At 40.0% G+C, this 19,549-nt stretch carries 14 protein-coding genes; 2 read left to right on the top strand and 12 right to left on the bottom strand.

Annotated elements, in window-relative coordinates; translation table 11 throughout:
• Positions 1–64 precede the first annotated feature (64 nt).
• From IFO69_RS12450 to htpG, 12 genes are all read right to left on the bottom strand, one after another.
• Positions 65–2,593, bottom strand: a complete 2,529-nt coding sequence (locus tag IFO69_RS12450) for a phosphocholine-specific phospholipase C (protein ID WP_192010449.1) — start codon at positions 2,591–2,593, stop codon at positions 65–67.
• A gap of 130 nt (positions 2,594–2,723) precedes the next feature.
• Positions 2,724–4,196 carry a SusD/RagB family nutrient-binding outer membrane lipoprotein gene (locus IFO69_RS12445; RefSeq protein ID WP_192010448.1) on the bottom strand — a complete coding sequence of 491 codons (1,473 nt, stop codon included), beginning with the start codon at positions 4,194–4,196 and terminating at the stop codon, positions 2,724–2,726.
• 33 nt (positions 4,197–4,229) lie between these two features.
• Positions 4,230–7,376, bottom strand: a complete 3,147-nt coding sequence (locus tag IFO69_RS12440; RefSeq protein WP_192010447.1) for a SusC/RagA family TonB-linked outer membrane protein — start codon at positions 7,374–7,376, stop codon at positions 4,230–4,232.
• Positions 7,377–7,848: 472 nt separating this feature from the next.
• Positions 7,849–8,424 carry a precorrin-2 dehydrogenase/sirohydrochlorin ferrochelatase family protein gene (locus IFO69_RS12435; protein WP_192010446.1) on the bottom strand — a complete coding sequence of 192 codons (576 nt, stop codon included), beginning with the start codon at positions 8,422–8,424 and terminating at the stop codon, positions 7,849–7,851.
• Between the two features lie 77 nt (positions 8,425–8,501).
• Entirely contained in the window at positions 8,502–9,266 is a 765-nt protein-coding gene (gene cobA / locus IFO69_RS12430) for a uroporphyrinogen-III C-methyltransferase (protein WP_192010445.1), read from the bottom strand.
• Entirely contained in the window at positions 9,263–11,365 is a 2,103-nt protein-coding gene (locus IFO69_RS12425; RefSeq protein ID WP_192010444.1) for a HEPN domain-containing protein, read from the bottom strand. The genes cobA and IFO69_RS12425 overlap by 4 nt, the downstream gene beginning before the upstream one ends.
• 67 nt (positions 11,366–11,432) lie before the next feature.
• Complete coding sequence (locus IFO69_RS12420) at positions 11,433–12,692, bottom strand: sulfate adenylyltransferase subunit 1 (protein ID WP_192010443.1); 1,260 nt, start codon at positions 12,690–12,692, stop codon at positions 11,433–11,435.
• Between the two features lie 81 nt (positions 12,693–12,773).
• On the bottom strand, positions 12,774–13,673 hold the full coding sequence (cysD, locus tag IFO69_RS12415; protein ID WP_192010442.1) for a sulfate adenylyltransferase subunit CysD: 900 nt from the start codon (positions 13,671–13,673) through the stop codon (positions 12,774–12,776).
• 9 nt (positions 13,674–13,682) lie between these two features.
• Positions 13,683–14,384 carry a phosphoadenylyl-sulfate reductase gene (locus IFO69_RS12410; protein WP_192010441.1) on the bottom strand — a complete coding sequence of 234 codons (702 nt, stop codon included), beginning with the start codon at positions 14,382–14,384 and terminating at the stop codon, positions 13,683–13,685.
• Between the two features lie 10 nt (positions 14,385–14,394).
• Positions 14,395–14,637 carry a DUF2061 domain-containing protein gene (locus IFO69_RS12405; RefSeq protein WP_192010440.1) on the bottom strand — a complete coding sequence of 81 codons (243 nt, stop codon included), beginning with the start codon at positions 14,635–14,637 and terminating at the stop codon, positions 14,395–14,397.
• A gap of 73 nt (positions 14,638–14,710) precedes the next feature.
• Complete coding sequence (locus IFO69_RS12400; protein WP_192010439.1) at positions 14,711–15,127, bottom strand: RrF2 family transcriptional regulator; 417 nt, start codon at positions 15,125–15,127, stop codon at positions 14,711–14,713.
• Between the two features lie 140 nt (positions 15,128–15,267).
• Positions 15,268–17,151 (bottom strand): molecular chaperone HtpG, encoded by a 1,884-nt coding sequence (gene htpG, locus IFO69_RS12395; protein WP_192010438.1) that lies wholly within the window; start codon positions 17,149–17,151, stop codon positions 15,268–15,270.
• 331 nt (positions 17,152–17,482) lie between these two features.
• Between htpG and IFO69_RS12390 the strand changes: the two genes are divergently transcribed.
• A complete protein-coding gene (locus IFO69_RS12390) occupies positions 17,483–18,277 on the top strand; it encodes a formyl transferase (RefSeq protein ID WP_192010437.1) in 795 nt (264 codons plus the stop codon).
• Between the two features lie 93 nt (positions 18,278–18,370).
• Positions 18,371–19,531: a homogentisate 1,2-dioxygenase gene (locus IFO69_RS12385; protein ID WP_192010436.1), complete on the top strand. Its 1,161-nt coding sequence runs from the start codon at positions 18,371–18,373 to the stop codon at positions 19,529–19,531.
• The last annotated feature ends 18 nt before the right edge of the window (positions 19,532–19,549 follow it).

Below are 19,549 nucleotides of genomic sequence, written 5' to 3'. Positions count from 1 at the left end.
CGTGTGGAGTGCTTTGACAAACACCTCATCCTCACTACTCAATAATAATTCCTATTACCCAAATCTATATTTCTCTTCCCATAAACGGATCAGAAATACTGTCTTTCCCAATTTCCAACCTTCCAGCATAACGTACTTCAAAATTTTCTACCCCAGGAGATTGCAACTTAAAGTCATACCAGCCATGATTCTTGCTCACATCCAAAGTGAAGTTTTCTGAGGAACCAGACTGAACGGTAAACGTCTTCTCCAATTGCTGATATGTATCATCGGCCAAGCGTAAATTCACTGCCTGTAAATTACTGGAATTAGAAATGGTAATTTTCAGACTGTTGGTAAAGTCACCTTTCTTCTTTATTGGTTCGGTACTGACCTCAACCCTTGGCCCCTGGGCATTGCCCATAAATTCCCTAAAATATCCATTCGGCCCATATACCCTCAAATGATATTGCTCATCTTCAAAGGCCTCTAATGGCCATTGATACTCCAACTCATCTCCTGATTTGACCGCAAAAGCCCAGGTTTTCACCGGTTCGAAAATCGATTTCTCCTTATTCCAATAATTGCCAGGTGCATACACATTAAATGGTGCGCCATAAGCTTCTTCACCAAAAATATCTTGGCCAGCCTTGAACTTGACTGTAAAATATTTTCCGTTAGCACTGACATGACCATCGGCATACAACTCATACTTTAATGCATTCGAAGGCTTGGTACCTGGTTCTTGCTGGGGAAGGACATTTGAACTCATAGGGTTCAAACCAATATCTTTGGCCTCATCCGCAGAAAGGGCCTTAAAGTTGGTTGGCAATTCTTTGAACTGCGCATTATAAATCTGCTGAACATGCTGATTACGATCTACCCATTCCGGTAAATCAATCTCCTCACCATTATAAGGTCGAAATGCAGAAGTCAAATCACCACTTATTTCTCTTCTCCAAGCACTGATATTAGGCTCATGAATATTTTTTCCTGTCTTATGGAACAACCATTTTTCCATGAATTTGATGGTAGAAGTAATATCACAAACTTGTGAGTTTACCCAACCTCCTCTGCTCCATGGAGAAGCAATCACTAAAGGTACCCTGTACCCTAAGCCCACTGGACTGGTTCTGGCATCTCGTTCTTTAAAACCAACCTTCAACTCCTCTTCTTTGTTTACAAATTCGCCGGTTACATCGAGGCCAGACGAAACCTTTCCGTCGTCAGGATCATTGGGATTTGGAGCTACAAAAGGAGGAACATGATCAAAATAACCGTCATTTTCATCATAGTTTAAAATGAAAATGGTCTTCTTCCAAACCTCAGGATTTTGAGTTAAAATATCCATCACTTCCGAGACATACCATGCGCCGTACCAAGGAGCACTTGGATGATCAGAAAATTTCTGCGGTGCCACAACCCAAGAGACTGCAGGCAATTTACCTTCCTGCACATCCCTTCTGAACTGATGGAGAATATCTCCCTTAGGTATTTTGGTTTCTCTGGATTCCCCATTATCGATGTAAGCCAAAGTTTCTACTTTATGGTAATTAGGATCGCCTATATTGGTTGTAAATGCCTTCTGATGCAGACTTTGCTCTCTTGCGGTTAGCTTCTTAAACTGTTTTGGATTCCATTTGGCCAAATAGGTTTTTAGCTGAATAATGTCCTCCTTTTTCTCTGCAATCTTTTTCTGGAGTTCCTCTTGGTTGGCTTCCGGATTTTTCAATTCCCTCTCCAATTCCATTAGCTCTTTAGGAAGGGCTTTTTGCCTTTTCTTCAGGTAATCATAATGGCCAGGAGTAAAGCGAACGCCAAACTGGGTAAACCACTCCAGGTTATTATCTGTAAAATTAGCCAATAATGAACTGTCCTCTACATCTGAACCCACGCTCACCTCATTTTGATAAACTTTCCAAGAAATGCCGTTATCCTCCAATCTCTCTGGAAATGTAGTCCAGTTAACTTCTTCTCGATAGCCCATTTCTCCATTTCTTACTTTTGCTTTTTCACCATTAGCGTGCGTTTTTCCTGTCCAAAAATAATTTCTGTTAGTTGTGGTACCCGTCAAAGAAGCGCAGAAATGCTGATCACAAACTGTAAATGCATCTGCCAAGGCATAATAAAATGGAATATCCTCTCGACTGTAATACCCCATGGTCATGGGTACATCCCTAAATTCCTTTCGGCCGGATCTTTTGGCTTCTATCCAGCCATTATATTTACCTTCATTGCGGGCATCCACCTGGTTTTCCCAAGAGTGGGGAATATCCCTCATCCATGTGGCTTTGGTGTCTTTGATATCAAATCTAAATGGGGCAAAGCGATTGCCATTTTTATCTGGCTGCAACCAGACAGGGTTCTTATCTGGCAAGGAAATGGCCCGAGGATCGTTATAGCCCCTAACCCCTTTGAGAGTTCCAAAGCAATGGTCAAAAGACCTGTTTTCCTGCATCAAAAGCACGACGTGCTCTGCATTGTAAAAAGTAGTGCCAGAGTCAGGTGAAATCGCCATGGCTTTTTCTATTGATGCTGGCAAAACACTCCAAATGCCTGCTCCTCCAGTTAAAAGTGCTGCTTTCTTAAGAAAGTCTCTTCTTGAATCCTTCATATTTTCTATATACTTCCAATCTCTTAAAATAATTCAACTCCAAATGGCTTCCGATATTAAATAAAAATAGTGGAACATTGCCGGTTTAAACGGCAACAATTCCACTATTTTATATTGGGTCAAGTAGTTGTTACTCCAGCCACCAAGTCATTTCATCAATTTGGTCATTACCTTCTCCAAACTGTCTGGTAATCGCTGCAGTTACATTCTCAGCATTATAATTGTATTCTGACTGAGGGTAAATCCATCTGTAAGGGATGTCTACCCCTGCTGGTCTTCTGAAGCTAGGATAGCCACCTGTCCTGTGATGATCATAGAATGAGGTCCATCCCAACTGGAAGAAAGACTGCAAATACTTCTGCATAATGATCAACTGAACCTGCTCTTCCTCACTCATCGCTGTAGCAAAATTATTGATCGGCTTGGCCAAATAGGTATTTGCTGCCTCTTCTGTCACGTAAGAACCATAGTTCTCAGAATACATCTCATAAAACTTAAAAGAAGCTTTTACCGAAGACTCATATAATGCTTGCGGGTCTGCTGAAATCCACCCTTTCACTGCTGCCTCTGCCAAGATCAACTGCTGTTCAGAATAACCTAAAAGCATGTATGGCTCATTTACAGGATCTCTATGGTAGCGATCATTAACTTTGGAAACATTTCCTTGGGTAGCTTTTTCATTTACCTCAGCATATGGAGCTGCTGGATCTCCGCCCTCATAAGCACTGAAATCATCAATGGCTTTACCAGCTTCCTTAGCTGATTTTGTTTGCGTACAATAGATAAATAATCTTGGGTCTTCTCTCTCTTGCAACCTTTGGACGAAAGTGGAATCCATATACATTCCAGAACTAAACCCACTACTGTTAAAGGTCGGATAACGGTTGCTTTGCTGATCCAAGAAAACCAACTGGCCGCTTTCTTCCACATTCTCCATCAAGGGTTGATTCTGGTAGATGGAAGCAAATTCACTTAAGTTAATCTCACCTTCCTTCTCAGACAGTGTTTGCAATACTTTCAACCTGAAAGCGTTGATCAACTTTCTCCAGCTCAACATATCACCACCGTAAATAACATCACCGGCTATAATGTTATTACTAGCTTCCAGAATAGCATTGGCATCTTTTAACTCAGTCAATATTCCTTCAAAAACCGTTTTCTGGTCATCGTACGCTGGAGAATAGTTTTCAGCAATTTCACCTTGAAGAGCAGATGAATATGGAACATCACCAAAGGTCAACGTCAGGTTATAGAAATAATAAGCTCTAAAGAATTTACCCAAAGCCACATAAGAAGGGTCATTGATTCTCTCTCCTTCCTCTATCATCTTGGTGATATTTCTGAGTACACCATAGTCACCATAACTACCTCTGTCCCACTTATAATATTGGTTGGCATTTTCCCCATCAGTCTGCACCAACATTTTTAATGCATACAAAGGAGAAGTGCCGCGGTAAGCCCTAAATGCATCCCATTCGATATTGGTCAGCAAAAGCTGCGGGTGTGTTTCTGTAGGCAAGTTGGGATTGATGTTCATCTCCTCTAGGTTCTGACAAGAGGCCAACCCAACTACTAATAATAGAATACCTAATATATTTTTCATCTTTATTCCTTTTTTCTTAGGCTAGAAAATCAATTAAAACATGGCTCGAAGCGTGAAACCAATATATCTAGAGGATGGATCCTGAAGGTTATCATCATTACCATAGTCAGGATCGAGCAAAGGAAGTTTCTTCCATACAGCAAGGTTGTAACCATAGACTGATAGATCCAACTTCTTGATCTTTTGTGAAGTCATGATATTCATCAAGTCATACGTCACAGAAAGTCTTCTTAACTTAAAGTATGACCTATCATATACATTGGCGAAAAGTTCACTTTCGTCTTCAGTAACTTGGGCACGATAAGGGTAGATCTGAGACCAAGTCTGCCAACTCACTGCTGTAGTGTTTTGGGTGTATTCACGTGTATCGGAGATCACATTTCCATCTACATCCCTTACCAATTCACCTCCAGTCACCACTACACCATCCGGTACATAAACAGGCTGTCCTGCAGCATATTCCTCATCTCTGTAGAGAACAGAGTTTGGATGCTTTCCACCCCACCACATTTTTTCAATAGTCAAAGAACGGATCAAACCTCCCCAAGCACCATCAACATCCATATCCACCCTGAAGTCTCCAACTTTGAATCTATTTTGGATTCCCAGTCTCCAAGAAGGGTCCAAGTGACCAATTTTAGTAGGATAGGGATCTCTTGTTGGAAGGCCTGTATTGGCATCTAGGATTACCTGTCCGTCTGCACTTTTCTGCCAAACTGTAGCATAATAGGCATCAGCACGATCACCTACTTTGAGGTTACCGAATTTTTCATTGTCCCCATAGATGTCGGTGATTTTTTTCACGTACCTTGTCCAGTTCATTCCAATATCCCAAGAAAATTTATTGTGGTCAATGGCGGCAAAGTTTACCATGGCTTCAAAACCATGTGTGGTATACTCGTTTCCATTTACTTTTCTGGAGTTGAAGCCTGAAGCTTCTGATACATTCAAGTCAATAATCTGATTTTCATCCAAAATTCTATAATAAGTACCTTCAAAAGTCAATCGTTTCTGGACAAATGAGGTGGAGAAACCAGCTTCAAACGAAGTCGATTTTTCTGGCATGATCTCAGAATTCACCAAACCTGAAGGATAATAAACAGAAGGAGTAGAGCCATAAGTTACTCCTTTATTATAGGCTGCATAAATACTGTATGGACTTAAATCGCTGGACACCTGAGACCATGATCCATATACTTTCAAGTAATCAATTGCTTTTGGCATTTTGATAAATTCAGAAAGCATGGCACTCACTGATGCAGAAGGGTAGAAGTAGGAGTTTGTACTTGTCGGAAGGGTAGAAGACCAGTCATTTCTAGCTGAGAAGTTCAGGAAAATCGAATTCCATAAATCCAAGTTAGCTGAACCATAAGCACTTCGGATCGCTTTTTCTTCAAAGTAGTTACTCGCTTGAACCGGTCCTTGGGTATTACTTAAACTATATACCCAAGGCACAATCAAACCGTCCGAGGATGCATATTCTTGCTGGTAAGTTCTATAAAAACTTGAAGCGCCCGCATTCACCGTCAAGCCAACATTTTCATTAAGAGACTTGGTGTAAGAAGCCAAGAAATCAGTATCCAAATTCAGCTGGTTGTCATTCCACATCTTATAATCACCGTTTCTGGAATCTCCATAGTTCATATAAGATTTTGGACTTTGCATATCTTCGAACAATCGCTTTTCCCTAGCCGAAATCCTACCTTGAACATATAGATCTGGAGTAATTTGGTACTTTAATTTCATCTTACCATCCAAGGTATTTCTATTGTGCTTTTGGTTTAGCTCGTATGCTGCAAAGTACACATTGTTATACCAAGCATAGTTGTAGTTTGCCTGACGATAGCCTTCCAAACCAGGCACATACATATGGTCTTTTAGGTCTTGCCCATTGACATCATCTCCCATCCAAATTAAGATGGTATACATGTGATTCTTAGGGCCGTATCCGTAACGAGGATAATTAGGCGAATAAACCTTGTTGTAGCTCAAGGAAGCATCCAACTGAAGTTTATCTGTTAATTCAGTGGAGCTATTAAAATTCAAGCCACCTGTGTTAAGAGAAGTATTTGGGACTTGACCGCTCTGGTAAGAGTAATTTCCAGAAAGGTAAAATCTTGATTTATCACCTTGATAGGCAATAGAGAAATCATTTTTGCTTACTACACCTGTATTGAGGAAATCCTTCAGGTTGTCATGTCTTTCCCAAGCAATTGGTACACGCTCATACCTAGACTTATCATCATAAACAGTTCCTGCTACATTGCCATACCATTCTATTACCTCACCAGTCTGCTTATCCCTGATTGGGCTGTTCCATTGTGCGATTTCTACACCTGGCTCAAACTTAGGGCCCCAGATCATATCACCATCTGAAATACCACCATCAGCACCATCCCAAAATTCATATTTCCCATTGGATCCATTTCCGTATTGGGTTTGGGTCTCTGGAAAAACGGTAAAACCAGCCGTAACCATGTTACTAGTTGTAGCGGTAACTGTCAAACCTTCTTTGGCTGCATTTTTTCTGGTAATCAAAATCGCACCATTTTTTCCTCTTGCACCATATAGGGCTGAAGCAGCTCCACCTTTTAGCACGTTGATTCCTTCAATATCCTCTGGAGAGATATCAAAGAAATCTGTTTCCACGGGAATCCCGTCCAATACGATCAAAGGAGTCTTACCTCTCAACTTAAATGAAGGGGACTGGAAAATACCAGTTGGGTTGTTTACGGTCAAACCAGCTACCTGACCAGAAAGGGCATTTCCCAAATTCATGGTCCTAGCTTCACCCAAAACATCAGTGTTTACTTCCTGAGTGGCATAACCCAATTTCTTCTTTTGCTGCTTAATCCCGATAGCGGTTACCACTACCTCATCAAGACTCTGCTGGTCTTCTTCTAATACAACATTGATTACGGAACGTCCGTTAACGGCTACTTCTTGAGCGGCAAAACCAATAAAGCTAAACTGTAACACATCATTTCCAGCAGCATTAATGGTATAGTTACCATCAAAATCCGCCACAGTACCTGTGGTAGTTCCTTTGATCATTACCGTGACACCAGGTAGCCCAAGTCCGGATACATCCGTGATTTGACCTTTTACCTGATCCTGTCCCATAGCTATAAAGGGACAGCTCATCAAGAGTAAAATTAAAATTGTAAAAACCTGTTTCATACGTTATTACGTTTGCGTGAGACTATTGAATATAAATAATTGAAATCCAGCTATTTGACAGCAGTTAAAAAGATATCTTGGGAGTATTTGATCGCAAAATTAGAAATCTGAATAGCACATGAATGAATTACTCAATTATCAATTCTTTAATTGAATTTTAAATCCTTAAGTAAAAATTAACAGTAAATCAGTGGTCCTTTTAGAAATGTCACTCTCCAAAAAATAAAACAATATTAATAATTGGAAAAATTAAATTTATAACATATTAAATCGCTATAGAAATAAATTAAAGCGTAAATTTATATTAATTAAAAATTAAAATTTGGGAAGGATGCAACAAAAAGTCCATTCCGCATAAATAAAAAAATTAATATTTGTAAACTTTTGCCTCTAGATAAAAAAAGCAGGTAGACCGCCACCTGCATTTTCAAATTAAATCAACCGCATATTTAAAATCTCTCTGACTTTTGTCTTAGTTTTTCACCAATAACTCTTTGGTCAGTTTATTCAAAGCTTCCACTTTATATTCAAAATCACCTTTTAGAGTATCCCTGTACAAATGAATGTTCTCCACCATTTCATTAATATCCTCAGGAATGATTTCCTCCAAAAGCTGCCTTAATCTTTTCGCAGTTGTTGGTGATTTGCCATTGGTACTGATGGCTATCTTGACATTACCTTTAGTTACAATTCCTCCCAAATAAAAGTCACAAAGCGCTGGGGTATCGGCAATGTTCACTAAAAGGTTTCTTGCCTTGGCATCCAAATGAATCTGTTTGTTCACATCCTTGTCATCAGTAGCACCGATCACAATATGCCTTCCATTCAAATATTTCTCCTTATAACTGTCTTCTACCAAGGCAATCGCATCACTCTGATCTGCAATCTTTTTGATTTCCGGAGAAATCTCTTTAGCCACGATCGTTACTTGCGCATTGGGACTTGACTTTAGCAAGAAAGACAATTTCTCTAATCCAACATTTCCCGCTCCTACAATCAGCGTATTCAGTTGCGCCACTTTAAGGAACACAGGGTAAAGTTCGTTCATTTTTATATGCTATTTAGTGGTTAAAATAATGTCAGGACACGTGTTTATCCTGACATCTGTAGTGAGGATGCACGGCATCACACACGAATGGCTTCTCTATAAATTTCCATCAATTTAGGACTTTCTCGCACAACATCCCCAACTATGATAACAGCTGGAGCTCCAATCCCAGAACTATGTACTTTTTCTTCTATATTACAGATGTAGCCTGCTACAATTCTTTCAGCATCTGTCGTTCCATTTTGAATCAAAGCAATAGGCGTGTCTTCTTTCCCATTTAGGCTAAATTCATCGACAATTTCCCTAAGCTTTCTAGTACCCATCAAAATCACAACTGTCGCGGTGGATTGGGCAGCAATCTTGATGTCTCTGGATAGCTGTCCCGATGAAGTGGTCCCCGTAATCACCCAAAAACTCTCCGAGACGCCTCTCTTGGTAACGGGGATTCCTTGTAAAGCAGGAACTGCCACACTGGAAGTTATCCCTGGAACTACTTCTGTTTCTATCCCAAACTGTTGAACATAGTCTATTTCTTCAGCTCCACGCCCAAAGACAAATGGATCACCTCCTTTTAACCGAACAACATGCCCATATTTAAGAGCATATTCAACAATCAACTTGTTGGTTTCCTCTTGAGGATTCATTTTGCTCCCATGACGTTTGCCCACAAAAACTTTAATGGCATTTTCTGTGGCATGCTTTAATAAAGATTTATCCACCAAGGCATCATACAATACCACATCTGCCTTGCCCAGTGCTAAAATCCCTTTCAAGGTAATCAATTCTGGATCACCAGGACCAGCACCTACAAGCGTAAGTTTTGGCTTGACTCCACCTGTCATGCTTCTACCTCCTTCGCTCTGAAATCACTGATCAAATGATATACTTTTTCTGCTTTTTTATAATAGGCTTTGGCAAACTCCTCTGTAGGCTCATTTCTTTGGATTTCATAAACTACATCCGCGAAACTACTTCCCAAATCTATCTTGCCTGTCGCGACAAATGTCTCATCAAATTGGTTGACAATATCTGCATAGGAATTGGTTTTCTTACCTTCAGAAACCAAAATAGCTTTTGCCGTATTTACCAAAGTGGCATAGGTATGATAGATACTATCAGACCACTTCTGGTCATTGATACTATCTTCAGCATTGGCCAGTTTCTCACGCGCTTCTAAGAGTAAAGTTGCCACCAAATCAATCACTACACCGGCACATTCTCCTACGCCAACGGCTTTCACATAAGGCTGTTCATTACCCCAATCAATGAAATCTGCATCTACCACATCCTCTGTACTGGCCAAAGGCTTGAGATTTTCATAGAAATACATCTGTCCTTGACGGTCATAGTAATCTACAAATGCCTCTCCGCTTGCTGCATTCTTATCATAATCATCCAAAATAACCCTCAGTGCTTGGGGAGCTCTTTTACTTGGGATTTTGATAACTTTATCCGCAAATCTTCCTTCACCATCACCTAAAGTAGCACCACCCAAAAGCACCTGCAATGCTGGGATCACTGATTTGCCCACTTTTATGGACATACCCTGGAATCCAATAGACGCCATATTATGCTGACCACATGCATTCATACAACCTGAAATCTTGATGGTCAAATCCTTATTGAACAAGTGCTGAGGATATTCCTTGAAGATCACCTCTTCCAAAATGTGAGCAGCCCCTGTGCTGCTAGCGATTCCCAAATTACAAGTATCCGTACCTGGGCAGGCAGTCAGGTCAGCAAGTGTATTGTAGCCATAGGCCACAAAATCCAATTCCTCCAATTGCTGATAGAAGAATGGCAGGGCTTCTTCTTTTACATCCCTGATCAGGATATTTTGTCGCAGCGTCAAACGAATCTCGTCGTTGGCATATTTGCTGACCAAATCCGCTAGCTTTCTAGCTTTATCTGTATAAAAATCTCCCAAATGAACTTTGATACCAATAGACACATAACCTGCTTGCTTCTGAGGAATCACGTTAGTTTTCAACCATCTCTCATAGGCTTCGCCCTGAGGCGCAGTTACACTTGGAATTTCAGGATTTGGCAATTGTTGTTTCTCCTCATAGCTTTTATAATCAATCGGATATGATTGGAACTGAAGTGCTTTTTGCTCCTCCTCCACTAGTTGTAAGAATGCTTCCACACCAATTTCCTTGATAAGGAATTTCATTCTCGCTTTCATCCTTTTGGCTCTTTCTCCATGACGGTCAAAGATCCTTACTACGCCTTCGATAAAAGGAATTAATTGATCAGTTTCTAGAAAATCAGTGATGATGTCTGCATTTCTTGGTTGAGAACCAAGACCACCTCCAAGCATTACCTTAAAGCCTCTTACTTCTTCACCATTGACGGTTTTGATCTTTGGGATAAAACCCAAGTCATGAAGATAGGTCAAAGCAGTATCCTCCTCACTGGAAGAAAAGGCCATTTTGAACTTTCTTCCCATCTCTTGAGAAATTGGGTTTCTCAACATGTAGCGGAATGTGGCATCTGCGTAAGGTGTTACGTCAAACGCTTCCTTAGGATCTACGCCTGCAGTTTCTGAAGCGGTTACATTCCTAACCGTATTACCACAAGCTTCCCTCAAGGTCACATCATCCTTCTCCAATTCGGCCCATAGTTCCGGTGTGCGGTCAAGGCTTACGTAATGGATTTGGATATCTTGACGCGTGGTGATGTGTAATCTTCCCGTGGAATATTCATCGGATACCTTACAGATTCTATGCAGCTGCTTGCCTGTCACCTTACCATATGGCAATTTGATCCGAATCATCTGCACACCTTGCTGACGCTGGCCATAAACGCCTCTTGCCAGTCTTAGGCTTCTGAATTTTTCTTCATCTATCTTACCGTCCTTGAAAAGTGCAATCTTCTTTTCTAGTTCGATAATATCTTTTTCCACGAGTGGATTTTCAATTTCTGTTCTAAAACTTTGCATAGTGGTTGTTGTGTTTTGGTTGTTGTTGAATGATCTCAAGAGACATTTACTTGTCCTCTGGATCTTTCTACTGGATGAACCCTACACTGGTCGTATCATAGGAACTTTCATCGATCAAAATAAAGCTTCCGTTAGACTTGCTTTCTTTGTAAGGGTCAAAGTGAATAGGCTTACTCAACCTAAAATTCACTTTACCGATATCATTTAACTTCAACTGATCCGCTGCTTCTCCTCCGGAGAAATCTGTGTGTACCAAGCCCTCTATGCTGTCCACTTTGGCTAAAACTTGGTTCACGCCATGTTGAAGAATATATTTTGCACCAATTTTCAAAGGTTTACTGTTCACCTGACAAATGGTAGCGGATAGTTGCTTTTCTGATTTCGGAAGTTCGCTGGATTTTACCAACATGTCCCCTCTGCTTACATTTACTTCGTCTTCCAAAGTAATCGTAATGGAGCTTCCAGGCACTGCTTCATCAAACTCCTGATCAAAGAAATGAATGGCTTTGACTTTAGTTGTGGTAAATGTTGGCAAAACAGTTACCTCATCTCCAACAGCAATATTTCCTCCGTAAAGCTTACCCGCAAATCCCCTGAAATCATGATGGGCATCTGTCTTTGGCCTTACTACATATTGTACGGAAAAACGCGCTGCACTGTGGTCTTCTAACTCGTCAATCTCTAAATCTTCCAGATAATCCAACAAGGAAGGTCCTTGATACCAATCCATTTTATCTGATCCGGTAGCGATATTATCTCCATGAAGTGCACTTACAGGAATAAATGTCACCTGGTCATCATTGTAATCACTCTTTTCTATCAGTCCTTCAAAATCCGCCTTGATATCTTCAAAAACCTGTTGGTCAAAGTCCACCAAATCCATTTTGTTAATTGCCACAATGACATGGCCTACACGAAGTAGGTTATTGATAAAAAAGTGACGGTAAGTTTGCTCTATCACACCTTTTCTGGCATCAATCAGGATTATAGCCACTTGCGAAGTAGAGGCTCCAGTAACCATATTTCTGGTATACTCCACGTGACCTGGGGTATCCGCGATGATGTAATTTGTCTTTTGGGTATTGAAGTAAATATGCGCTACATCAATGGTAATGCCTTGCTCCCTCTCAGCCACCAATCCATCAGTAGCCAAGGAAAAATCAAGATAATCAAATCCTTTTTGCTTACTGTTCCGCTCAATAGCTTCCAGTTTATCTGTTGTCAAGGATTTGGTATCATAAAGCAGTCTACCGATAAGTGTGCTCTTTCCATCATCCACACTACCAGCTGTAGCTATATTAATCAGTTTTCTATTTTCAGTACTCATTGTTTTCTTTTTAGGGAATTTGAAATGTGGCAAAAGGGTCAACGTTAAATGAAATGCCGCTGAGTTCAAGCGTTGGTCATTCTAGAAATATCCCACTTTCTTCCTGCTCTCCATCGCTGCTTCAGAGCGTTTATCATCAATTCTTGCTCCACGTTCAGAGATCGTACTGGCCCTGATTTCATCCACTACCTCCTCCAAGGTTTCCGCTTCTGAAAGCACTGCTGCAGTACAGGTCATATCCCCTACCGTTCTAAATCGAACCATTCTTTCTTCCACCTCTTCATGCTCCTCACGATAAACATGTTCAGACGCTGTCCAGATCATACCATCTCTCACAAAAGTCTCTCTCCTGTGTGCGAAATAGATGGAAGGAATCTGGATATTTTCTGTCTTAATATATTCCCACACATCCAACTCAGTCCAGTTGGAAATAGGGAAAGCCCTTACATTCTGACCCTGATGAACCTTTCCATTTAACATGTCAAAAAGCTCTGGTCTTTGGTTTTTCTCATCCCACTGCCCAAAATCATCTCGAACGGAAAAAACGCGCTCTTTAGCCCTCGCCTTTTCCTCATCTCTCCTTGCCCCACCGATACAAGCATCAAACTTGAACTCTTCAATAGCATCTAACAACGTGGTAGTCTGAAGTGAATTTCTACTGGAATAGCGACCTTTCTCTTCCTGTACTTTCCCTTGATCAATGGCATCTTGTACATTCCGAACGATCAATTCCAGTCCCAATTCCTCTACCAACTGATCTCTGAATCGGATGGTTTCCGGAAAGTTATGTCCCGTGTCCACATGCAACAAAGGGAAAGGAATTTTTGCAGGATAAAAAGCTTTTTGAGCCAATCTTACAAGGGTGATCGAGTCCTTACCTCCAGAAAACAACAATACAGGTCTTTCGAACTGTGCAGCCACTTCTCTGATAATCTGAATGGATTCGGCTTCTTTAGGATTTGGAACAAATATATTCTTCATGCTTAAAATCTATTTTATATGTAAACCACATTCTTTTTTTGAACTTTCCCACCACCATCTGCCGGCACGTGGGTCCTCTCCAGGCTCGATCGCCCGGGTACAAGGGGCACAGCCAATGCTGATGAAACCCTTGTCATGAAGTGGGTTATAGGGTATTTTATTGTCATTGATGTATTGCAGCATATCATCCATGCTCCAATCCAATAGGGGGTTAAACTTCATGATTTGATTACCTTGATCCCATTCAAGCTTTCTCATCTCACTTCTGTTTTCACTTTGCTCAGCTCTCAAACCAGTGATCCAGATGCTGTTACCAGCAAGGGCTCTCTTCAATGGCTCCACCTTGCGGACATAACAGCAGCTTTTCCGATTCTCAGTAGACTCATAAAAGCCATTGATACCATTCTCAATGACCAACTTCTCTACAGAAGTGGTGTTGGGGTAGTAAGGCTTGATTTTGATTTTGTATTTACTTTCAGTCCTTGAAAGAAGGTCATACGTTTCATAAAAAAGTCTTCCGGTATCTAATGTAAATATCTTTACCGGAAGGTTATTTTTCGCGATGATTTCGGTAATCACCTGATCTTCCTGCCCAAGAGAAGTGGAAAACACCACTTTACCTGGAAACAACTCACACAACTGGGCAATACCCTCAGCTATGGGAAGATTATCAACACGTATAGACAAGTCTTTTAAAAGGTTCTTCTTCATCTTCAATTATTTATCTGTTTGAGATTTTAGCCCAAGCTCTTTCATGGAAATAATAAAGTACCATTTTACTTACTACTTCTATCGAGCCTATTGACAGGGCGGTTTTTATTTGACCGGTTATGATATAAGAAATAACCATAGTGTCAATGGTTCCCACCAATCTCCAGGAAATAGACTTCACCACGCTTTTGATGTTACTGTCTTTTCCCTCTTCATCTTCAAACCATTTTTTGATTGATTGATCAAAAATCATAGGTTTTATAATTTGTTGAAATACAAAAGTATATAAAACCTATAAAAAAAGTAGGGTTTGTAGGAAAATTTTTTTACTCCTTATCCAGTATATCAGATAACGTCTTGTTTTCCAGTATATTAAGTGTCTCATCTCTCACTTGAATCATCACTTTATTTAACCCGCACTTTACTTGATCTTTACATTCTTCACAAGCTTCATAGTAGTTCAAACTGACACAAGGCAACAAAGCTATCGGTCCATCTAAAAGCCTGATAATTCTTGACAATGGGATATCCTTAGGCTCTTTGATGAGATAATAACCTCCACCTTTTCCTTTTTTACTTCCAAGAAAACCTGCCTTTTTTAATTCCAGCAAAATATTTTCCAGAAACTTATGCGATATACCGTGTTCGGTAGCAATATCCTGTATCAACACGGACCCTTCTTCTTTATGCTTTCCAAGATAGGTCAAAGCATGGAAAGCATATTTGGTTTTTTTGGATAACATCTTACAAAAATAAAATAATTCCTGAAACCACCCCATTTCTGATTTTTTTTCATGAAATCTTTTTCAGTAAGAAATTCATTAGCAAAGAAAAACCTCCATAGAAGTACATCCATGGAGGCTTTCAGCTATGATTCCATAGATTAAATCATATCCACACTTCTCTTCACAAACTCAGTCAGATCTTTACCAGAAAGCATTCCTTGTGAAAGCATCGCCAAATCAAAAGCTTGCTTGGCTAGCTTTGCTTGCGTTTCTTCACCCTCTGCCTTAAGGATCTTATCGATCACCTTGTGATTACCATTAATGGCCACTTTATAGCTATCAGGCATGGCACCATAAAAGCCCATTCCGCCACCAGTCTGCGCCATGTCCTTCATTCTCCGCATAAATTCCTCCATCGTAATGGTGACAGGAAGTTCATCAGGACTTAGCCCTTCCACCTCGACCGAATAGCTTTGGTTACCAATGGCTTTTTCAAAAATCTCCTTGACCGCCTTACTTTGATCTTCTGTAAGCACGTTTGCGGTAGCATCATCTTTTTTGATCAACTTATCCACTACATCTGCATCCACACGCTTCAAGGATGTTTTCTCTAGCTTCTGTTCCAAATTATTGATAAAGTGACTATCTATAGGTGAATCCAAAACCAATACATCATAGTCCTTCTTGTTAGCTGACTGAATAAAGGCATCCTGCTTCTCAGCATCTGTGCTGTACAAGAAAATAGCCTGACCATCCTTATCGGTTTGATTAGCCTTTACCTTCTCCTGATATTCAGCAATAGTAAAATGCTCTCCTTTGGTATTGGTCAGTAAAGCAAAATCTTTCCCTTTGTCGTAGAATTTATCTTCACTGATCATTCCATACTTGACAAATAGCCCTATATCACTCCATTTGGATTCATAAGATGTTCTGTCTTTCTTAAACAGTTCAGCCAGCTTGTCCGCCACTTTTTTGGTGATGTAGCTATTGATTTTCTTCACATTACCATCCGCTTGCAAAAAGCTTCTGGATACGTTCAATGGAATATCAGGAGAATCAATTACCCCATGTAACAACATCAGAAATTCAGGCACAATATCCTTTACTTCGTCAGTAATGAATACCTGACGAGAAAATAGCTTGATCTTGTTCCTCTGCAGCTCAAATTCGTTCTTGACCTTAGGAAAATAAAGCACTCCTGTCAGGTTAAATGGATAATCCACATTTAGGTGAATCCAGAAAAGTGGATCTTCACTCATTGGATATAGTTCCTTATAGAAAGACAAGTAATCCTCATCTTTTAAATCACTTGGAGACTTCGTCCAAATTGGCTCAGTGGTATTGATAATATTATCAACCTCTACAGATTTGTACTTCGTCTTACCTTCATCATCTTTACCATCTTCTACACTTTCCGTCTTGGTCTCAAACTTGATAGGAACCGGCAAAAACTTACAATACTTGTCTAGAATTTCCTGTAGCTTCCACTTGTCCAAAAATTCCTCAGACTCCTCATTGATGTGGAGCGTTATCTCTGTACCTCTTTCAGTTCGATCCCCAGCAGAAATTTCAAATGAGGTACTTCCATCACATGTCCATTTGGCAGGCTCAGCTCCTTCTTGATAAGACAAGGAGTGAATGTCAACACGATGGGCCACCATAAAGGCTGAGTAAAAGCCTAATCCAAATTTACCGATGATCTCATTGGCATCTTTGGCATCCTTGAATTTCTCCACGAACTCAGTCGCGCCGGAAAACGCAATTTGGTTGATGTATTTTTTGATCTCTTCAGCCGTCATACCAAGCCCTTTGTCAGCTATGGTGATGGTCTTCTTCTCCTTGTCAAAGCTAACCTCTACGGTAATATCTCCCAGCTCTCCTGAATACTGTCCAAGCTGCGCCAATCTTTTGATCTTCTGAGTAGCATCCACTGCATTGGAAACCAACTCTCTCAAAAAAATCTCATTATCTGAGTACAGAAACTTCTTAATGATCGGAAATATGTTCTCGGTATGGATCGAGATTGTACCTTTCTCCTGCATAATTATATAGATTTTGAATGTTTTTCGATTTAACTATTTCCATCATATCAAGGCTCGTTCCAATCCATTTTCTGTGTCAAATTGACAGCCCACTTGACAACCAATGACAGTAAGAAATCACCACTGGTAAAAACTATTAAGTCGCCGGAAACATTTTAATTAAATCCTGCGTTTATTACGAAAAGGCTTTATTTATCATCAAATAACATTTTTTTGATATTAAAAATAATTATATTTAACTAATTGAATTTCTAAAACCCAAATATTTCCGACTTTAATCCGCTGCAAAAGTCAGTTGGACTTTATATTATCATGTCAATTTTTACAGTGTATGAAGATAGTTATCATCAGTGAATGCAAAGCAAGAGAAATGCTTGTATTGGAGAAAATTCTCCTCCATTACCCTAGGGCAGTGGTATTGCAACCTACTTTTTCCAAAAACAAAAAAAGAAGAAATTGGAAAGGACTACTTAGAAGAGGCCTTATCAAGGCAAGGTATGGAAAGCTAAAAAAAGCACTTTATAGCAATAAAAAATTACCGGAAATAGTCAACCGCATTCCCTTTGAGGCTCAAAAAATAAATTCTGAAGAAGGAATAAATTTCTTAAAGCGACTATCCCCAGACCTATTGATTACTTGCAGAGCTCCATTACTCAAGGAGGATGTAATCAACATACCATCAATCGCCTCCGTGAATGTCCATTACGGAATCTCACCCAAATACAGGGGTAATGACACCTTATTTTGGCCGCTATTTCATAAAGACTACGATTATATTGGAGGCTGTCTTCATCACATTAACAAAGGAGTAGACACTGGAAATTTGTTGGCGGAAGTTTACCCTGCCCTAAACAAAGATGATTCAGAAACCTCCATTGACATCAAAACATCAGAATTACTTGGAGAGACTATTGTAAAGTATTTGCAAAAATTGGAAACAACTCATAGAATAATCCCGGGAGTAAAGCAGCTAAGCAAAGGCCAAAACTTTAAAGCAGTAGACCGCGGCATTCGCCAGAGCCTCCAGCTTATATTTAGAGAAATAGCAGGCAAGCAACAAATACCTAATCGACAAGAAAAAGTAGTCACGCATTTTGAAGAAGAGAGTATTAGTATTTTTGCTTAAGCCTTCCTAGCCTTTCCAACAAGATAGTTTCACAGTCATTCGATTATGCCATATAATTTATTAAATTGTATGGCATATAAACCCAAAAACAGAATGGCATTTTATCATAAACTAGGCAACATTCCGCCTAAAAGACATACCCAATTTAAGCAAGCTGACGGAAGCTTGTACAAGGAAGAACTGGTAAGTTCAAAAGGTTTTTCGGGAATCTATTCCATTTTGTACCATATCCATAACCCTAATCAAGTGAAATCCATTGGTAAACCCAAGGCCTTTGACTGGGAGATTGCAAAAGAATATGGGTTAAAACAAACACACCTCAACACTTCTGATATAAGCACCACCGGCAAAGACTACCTTCACGCCAGAAAAATACTTCTAAAAAACAGTGATGTAATGATGGGGATCTGTATTCCCGAAGATCGAAAAATGGATTATTTCTTCAAAAATGCAGATGGAGACGAAGTAATATTTATCCATGAAGGGAATGGCACTTTGCTTTCACAATTTGGCCGCTTGCAGGTAAAACCAGGTGATTATGTTGTGATACCAAGAACTACCATTTATAAGTTTGAATGGAAGAAAGGTAAGGTAAAGTTACTGGTGATTGAATCGGCCAGCCCAATCGAAACCGTCAGAAGATATAGGAATGAAGTAGGCCAGCTCCTCGAGCACTCCCCTTACTGTGAAAGGGATATCAGAGTTCCAGACAAGTTACAAATAGAAAAAGAAAAAGGCGACTACCTAGTTCAAATCAAAAAACAGGAGCAATTACATCAATATACTTACGAACACAGCCCCTTAGATATAGTTGGCTGGGACGGATACTTATTCCCTTATGCCCTTTCCATCCATGATTTTGAACCCATCACGGGAAGGATCCATCAGCCACCACCAGTCCACCAAACATTTCAGTCAACCGGCTTTGTCATTTGTTCCTTTGTCCCTAGGCTGTTTGACTATCATCCTTTATCCATTCCTGCACCTTATAATCATTCCAATATAGATTCTGACGAGGTATTATATTATGTGGATGGAGAGTTTATGAGCAGAAAAGGTATCAATAGAGGCTCATTCACCCTGCATATGGGAGGTTTACCCCATGGACCGCATCCCGGAACCGTTGAAAAAAGCATTGGAAAGAAAAAAACAGAGGAAACAGCTGTCATGTTGGATACTTTCAAATCGCTTTACCTTACCCAAGATGCTTTGAGATTTGTGGACAAAAACTACCCCATGAGTTGGTCTGAATAGCCCATTAAACTTTGAAAG

This window comes from Echinicola arenosa (assembly GCF_014841125.1).
Lineage (GTDB): Bacteria > Bacteroidota > Bacteroidia > Cytophagales > Cyclobacteriaceae > Echinicola > Echinicola arenosa.
This window is presented reverse-complemented; position numbering and strand designations above follow the sequence as displayed.

Bases quoted from the DNA above. Each gene is read 5' to 3' on its own strand.
- IFO69_RS12400 (WP_192010439.1), bottom strand. From the start codon at position 15,127: ATGTTATCCAAAAAAACCAAATATGCTTTCCATGCTTTGACCTATCTT.
- cysD (WP_192010442.1), bottom strand. From the start codon at position 13,673: ATGAAGAATATATTTGTTCCAAATCCTAAAGAAGCCGAATCCATTCAG.
- IFO69_RS12450 (WP_192010449.1), bottom strand. From the start codon at position 2,593: ATGAAGGATTCAAGAAGAGACTTTCTTAAGAAAGCAGCACTTTTAACT.
- cobA (WP_192010445.1), bottom strand. From the start codon at position 9,266: ATGACAGGTGGAGTCAAGCCAAAACTTACGCTTGTAGGTGCTGGTCCT.
- IFO69_RS12420 (WP_192010443.1), bottom strand. From the start codon at position 12,692: ATGAGTACTGAAAATAGAAAACTGATTAATATAGCTACAGCTGGTAGT.
- IFO69_RS12390 (WP_192010437.1), top strand. From the start codon at position 17,483: ATGAAGATAGTTATCATCAGTGAATGCAAAGCAAGAGAAATGCTTGTA.
- htpG (WP_192010438.1), bottom strand. From the start codon at position 17,151: ATGCAGGAGAAAGGTACAATCTCGATCCATACCGAGAACATATTTCCG.
- IFO69_RS12385 (WP_192010436.1), top strand. From the start codon at position 18,371: ATGGCATTTTATCATAAACTAGGCAACATTCCGCCTAAAAGACATACC.
- IFO69_RS12435 (WP_192010446.1), bottom strand. From the start codon at position 8,424: ATGAACGAACTTTACCCTGTGTTCCTTAAAGTGGCGCAACTGAATACG.
- IFO69_RS12445 (WP_192010448.1), bottom strand. From the start codon at position 4,196: ATGAAAAATATATTAGGTATTCTATTATTAGTAGTTGGGTTGGCCTCT.
- IFO69_RS12405 (WP_192010440.1), bottom strand. From the start codon at position 14,637: ATGATTTTTGATCAATCAATCAAAAAATGGTTTGAAGATGAAGAGGGA.
- IFO69_RS12410 (WP_192010441.1), bottom strand. From the start codon at position 14,384: ATGAAGAAGAACCTTTTAAAAGACTTGTCTATACGTGTTGATAATCTT.
- IFO69_RS12440 (WP_192010447.1), bottom strand. From the start codon at position 7,376: ATGAAACAGGTTTTTACAATTTTAATTTTACTCTTGATGAGCTGTCCC.
- IFO69_RS12425 (WP_192010444.1), bottom strand. From the start codon at position 11,365: ATGCAAAGTTTTAGAACAGAAATTGAAAATCCACTCGTGGAAAAAGAT.